The sequence below is a fragment of the Mesorhizobium sp. M5C.F.Ca.IN.020.29.1.1 genome, assembly GCF_003997375.1.
GTDB lineage: Bacteria > Pseudomonadota > Alphaproteobacteria > Rhizobiales > Rhizobiaceae > Mesorhizobium > Mesorhizobium wenxiniae.
Genome location: NZ_RZSW01000460.1, coordinates 1 through 5,158, shown reverse-complemented (window position 1 = coordinate 5,158; position 5,158 = coordinate 1). Strand labels below are relative to the sequence as shown.

At 60.9% G+C, this 5,158-nt stretch carries 3 protein-coding genes and 1 pseudogene; all 4 read right to left on the bottom strand.

The features are described 5' to 3' along the window. The coding region (locus EOA85_RS38230; RefSeq protein ID WP_206523378.1) for a hypothetical protein at nucleotides 1-315 on the bottom strand (315 nt) is incomplete at its 3' end. Between the two features lie 835 nt (nucleotides 316-1,150). Further along, nucleotides 1,151-3,457: a S9 family peptidase gene (locus tag EOA85_RS27055; protein ID WP_127211810.1), complete on the bottom strand. Its 2,307-nt coding sequence runs from the start codon at nucleotides 3,455-3,457 to the stop codon at nucleotides 1,151-1,153. A 666-nt stretch (nucleotides 3,458-4,123) separates the two neighbouring features. Continuing rightward, nucleotides 4,124-4,355: pseudogene (locus EOA85_RS39355) on the bottom strand (IS5/IS1182 family transposase); the annotation flags it as partial. An 86-nt stretch (nucleotides 4,356-4,441) separates the two neighbouring features. Continuing rightward, nucleotides 4,442-5,158 (bottom strand): alpha-hydroxy-acid oxidizing protein (locus EOA85_RS27050; protein WP_127211809.1); only part of this gene is annotated, 717 nt, incomplete at its 5' end.

Here is a 5,158-nt window from a genome sequence, read left to right as displayed (position 1 = left end):
ACGATCCGGCTGCACTGTCGAGGGCATCGACCCGTCGAGATGCGGTGCTGGGGTGTATTCGTGCTCGTCCCCCTGCATCACAAGTTGCGCCTCCCGTTCCGATGTACCCACCTGATGGGTGGGGAGTTGCATCATCACGCGAGCGCCTGAGTTGCCAACCTCACCTGGTTGCCGCTCAGTGACAGCATGCTGCAGATTGCTTTGGATCCTCTGCCTCTTCGTTGGTCTCAACTCACCTTTACCATGCGAGCCATTGACGAGGACCTCCTCGCCTGGCGCACCCATCAACTCGTCCGCCGCCTGCAGTTCGCCCAAGTGCTGCTCAAAACCGGCTTGGCCGGCCTGTCCGCTTGCTCGTGCGGTACGGCGTGCTGCACCTGCAGCCAAGCTGCCACGATGAATGTCTAGTTTGTACGGGTGCACGCTATCCTCACTTCCACAGATCACATGAGCAACCTACTCAGGCAAGCTTTCGAGAGGCTGACGAGGTCCGCCGCCGCGGAAGGCGAAGGCTGGTTTTCTGCTCAGCGGTTGACGGCCTCGCGTGTTGCGGCCGCGCCGGGTATCACGCCAATCAATCTGAATAGTCGATGCGTCAAACGAACCAGGATGGGATTTTCGTAGCGGGGCTGCTCTACTCACTCTTGTCCTGAGGGCAGAATTCAACCATATCGCCGAGCAACTGGATGCCGATTGGATACCCGATCCGGAAAGCTTCAGCTCCTATGTGACGCGAGGATGAGAATCGTGGCAGCTCCAGACCGGCGGGCTGCCACCGACACCGGCGATGACCGACGAGGGTCTTCTATTGCCAAGGCAATCGTCCGTTCGGGGACCTATGTGTTCCAATGCTCGTCGAGCGGATCGGGTGGGCGGCACCGCCGTAGCGTTACGGCGAGCGGAAGCGGCGTTGGTGTGCGGCTTTTCCCCTGAACGCTTCACACGAGGCTGATAGTGGATCTTGCAATCGCACACACGCGGTCTGCAGGCGTGCCCATCAAGCAGTTTGCGCAGACCAACGTCGCGGCGAGCCGATCCTCAATACGCAGCGCAAGTCCTAGACTCCACGATCGTCCTTCGGTGAAGATTTGCTCGCGCCTCGCCCTGATTACAGCCGATAAGGCGAGCTAACAATTGCAAGAGCCACAAGCTATTCCAGCTCGATCGGTTTGGTGTTCCAGTCGGGCGGGGTCTGACCGAGAATGTTGCGAACGAGGAAGTCTAGGAGTTTGCGCTCGGTGTAGGTGCCTAGAGTATGGTGATTGGCACCAGGAACGTAGACCATGTCAAAATCTTTTCCTGCCTTGATGAGTCGATCGGCAAGCTGGAACGAGCAAAACGGATCGACATTATCATCCATTTCGCCGACCGCGATCATCAGCTTGCCCTGCAGCCTGTGAGCATTGTCAACGGCGGAGGATTGCGAATATTCAATGCCGACCGGCCACCCCATCCACAGTTCGTTCCACCAGGTCTTGTCTATCCTGTTGTCGTAGCAGCCGTTTTTGGCGACGGCGACCTTGTAGAAATCGGGGTGAAAGAGCAGCGCGCTGACTGCACTCTGGCCGCCGGCGGATGCGCCAAAAATGCCGATGTTGGATATGTCGTACCATGGATATTGCGCGGCCGCCGCCTTGTGCCACAGAATGCGATCGGGAAATCCTGCGTCCTTCAGATTCTTCCAAGCAACATCATGGAAGGCGCGGGAGCGGTTGTTGGTGCCCATGCCGTCGATCTGAGCAACGACGAAGCCCAGCTGCGTGAGCGGCTCTGTCCACCGCGAGAAGGATTTCGGGACGAAGGAGCCGTGGGGTCCAGCATAGATATTCTCCACAACCGGGTATTTCTTCGTCGGGTCGAAGTTGGCTGGCAGGTGGAGCACGCCCCAGATATCAGTTTTGCCGTCGCGCCCCTTGGAATGGAAACTGAGCGGCGGCTGCCAGCCTGCGGCGACGAGCTCGGAAATGTCGGCCGTCTCGATCTGCTGGAGCTTGGCATTGTCGCTGGCGCGGTAGAGTGCCATGCGCGGGGGCAGATCGATGCGTGACCAGAGATCGACATAATAGCGCCTGTCAGGCGAGAACTCGATATGGTGGTTGGCCGGTTCGGGCGTCAGTGCAGTCAGTCCCTTGCCGTCAAAGCCGATGCGGTAAGCATGGACCCAATAGGGGTCCTCCTGCGGGTTCATCCCGCTCGCCTCGAACCAGATCTGACGCTTGACCGGATCGACATGGTTGACCCTCCGGACGACCCACTCACCTCGGGTGATCTGGTTTTCGAGCGCGCCTGTCCGGCCGTTGAAAAGATACAAATGCTCATACCCGTCGCGCTCGGATGCCCAGATGATCTCCTTCCCGTCATCGACATCGAAACGGAAGATTTTTCCGGCATCCTCCTGGCCATGCCCCAGCGGCAAATAATCAACGAATGTCTCGCTGGTCTCATCGATCAGGGAGCGCCCGCGGCCCGTGGCGGCGTCTACCTCGACCAGGCGATAGAGCTGATGCCCGCGCTGGTTATATTCGAAAGTGAAGCCGCGGCTGTCCGCCCACCACCGGAGAGGGGAAAGTTCGAAGACGTTCGAGAAGAGGGCATCGTCAATCACGATCTGGCGCGGGCCGGCAATGTCGAACAGGACCGGCTGGGGCAGCGGAAGGACATCGCCCGGCCTGGGATAGAATATTGTTGAATATTCCCGCTCCAACTGGTCCGTCGAAGAATTGAGATAGCGGACCTCCCGCCTATAGCCGGGGCGAACAAGGTAAGCGGCGAGGTGGCGCGAGTCCGGCGACCAGCTCAGCGTCGAAAAGACGTAGCAATTGCCTTCGGCTCCGTCCCGGCTCAGAGGAACATCCTGCAATCCGTCCTCGCTGCGCAGGAAAACATTGCAGTTCTTGATATAGGCGATCCATTTGCCGTCGGGCGACGCGTTGCTCTTGTCGGGGTTGTTCTCCGCTGGCGGCGTGTAGCGGTGGCTGAGCTCCCTAGGGTCCCCTTTCCTTGCATCGAACGTGGTGCTGGTACAGTCGTAGCTTGCAAGGTCGCAGCTCCACCGGGTGTCTTCAATCTGGAAGTCGAGCCTGCGACCATCCTCACTCAGTTCGAAACGGTCGAACGGAAGATTGCCGGCTTGATAGCTCTCATGGCTCACCTTGTTTAGCGCTGCCGCCAGACGCGCCTGATCGAAAGCGGGCCGCTTGAAACCCGTGGCAGCATCGACCTGCATGAACTGCTGCTCGCCGTGGCTAGTCCGGCGGTAGACTAAGGCTTCACCCCCGGTCAGCCAGAAAGGCATTTTGGGGACATTGACAGTGAGCCCGCCATATCGATCGTTGATCGTAAGTGCGCGCTTGAAATCGGCCGGCGCTAGCGGCGGGTGTAAACTTTTCGAACCCTTGGCCAGCGTCTGAGTTGCCGATCCCCGTGCCGCGCGCGTCAAAGCGCCGATCCTGGACATACCTGTTCACTTCTTTCGGTTTTCGGAATGCGAATTTTGAAGTTGGGTTCTCGTCGCCGGTCTGCAGCAGCGCCGAGCGTCGCCTTGGAGGAGAGCCAGCACGCGGGTGCAGCCAGGCCGCGCAACAGGGGCGCTCCTTGGACATCCAGGCACTGGTCGGGTGCCGATTGAAGAGTTGGCGTCCGCCGCCGAAACAACCAGGAAAGAGCGTCCATGCAGCCCTGACGCGACTATTTCCTCCGCGAGTATGGCCGCTTGCTTTTCTACATCATCTGAAAGGTCCTGCTCTAGTCGGGCCGGATGTCACCCCGGCAGAAATCATTGTGCTATTTCGACAATCTCCGAGCGATTGCCGCCGGCCCATGACGAGGTTTACCGATAGGGCGCAATATGCGTGCCAAAGGAAAAGCGGTTTAAATACACGGCAATCCGCCTATGTCGTATCCCCAACATCGTCGTACACCGGACAATGCCGGACGAAATTGTCCCGGGGCGTCAAATTGGTTTTGATGGTGACCCAAGGAGTTCTGGCCTTATCTGAGGCGTTCGGCCTTTTTCGAAAGCCGGACTCTTCGCGCGTTTCCGGCGACCCGAAGCGCCTGATCAAAGCTGACGGCATTCCCGGGTCTTGGCCTTGCCACAGCAGCACCTGCTGCATCAATTCCGACGGACGCTGTAGAACACCTGCAACACACGGCCCGCAGCAATTTCTCCGGCGCAACGCTGGGGCGACCGCCTTTGGCACTGCAGGCGTACATGCCGGAAAGGATGCCGTCTAGCCGCACCAGCGCTCCATTGATCATCAGCCGGTGCGGGCACAAGGATGATCGGCTGGAACGAAATCTTCCAACCGCTTCATCGTGAACAGCTGCTCCATGAACACATCGCTCCCGTGCATCGAGCCGTCTCGCCAGGGGGATCAATAGTCTGTCTTTGGCGTAGGTATTTCAGCAGCCTGCTGCTAGCGTGCGGACGACGCCGACATCAACCGGCGGACAAATGCGCCGAGGGCAACAAGCGCGCCTGACGCAACGCCGCCAGATCAGCCGAGCCGGTGCAGAAGCAGGCCACGGCCAACTGGCGGATGACGATCTCGAAATGCGCGACAACCCCCTCGGTGGACACTGTCGCCGCGCCCAGCACGCTGGCCGCCTGCCCGGCGATGTCCGCGCCCAGGCGGATGGCCTTGGCCACGTCGACGCCGTCGCGGATTCCGCCCGACGCGATCAGCTTCACCGTTGGCAGCGCCCGACGTACCGCCTGCACGCTGGCCGGGGTCGGAATCCCCCAATCGGCGAACGCCATCGCCACTGCACAGTCGGCGGCATCGCGGGCGCGCTCGCCCTCCACCGCGGCCCAACTGGTGCCGCCGGCGCCGGCGACATCGATCACCGCCACGCCCGCCTCGACGAGCGCACAGGCCACCGTGGCGGACAGGCCCGACCCCACCTCCTTGGCCACTATCGGCACGCCCACGCTGCGCGCGGCGCGAGCGATCTGCGCCAGGACGCCGCGCCAGTCGCGGTCGCCCTCCAGCTGTACCGCTTCCTGCAGCGGATTGAGATGGACGATGAGTCCATCGGCCTCCAGCGCATCCACCGCCCGGCGCGCCAGGTCCAGGCCGTCGGCCTCGCGCAGTTGCGCGGCGCCGATATTGGCCAGCAAGGGAATGTCTGGGGCCAGGCGGCGCAGCGCGCGCGT

Excerpts from the sequence above, each read along its gene's own strand:
- EOA85_RS27055 (WP_127211810.1), bottom strand. The coding sequence starts at position 3,457 with ATGTCCAGGATCGGCGCTTTGACGCGCGCGGCACGGGGATCGGCAACT.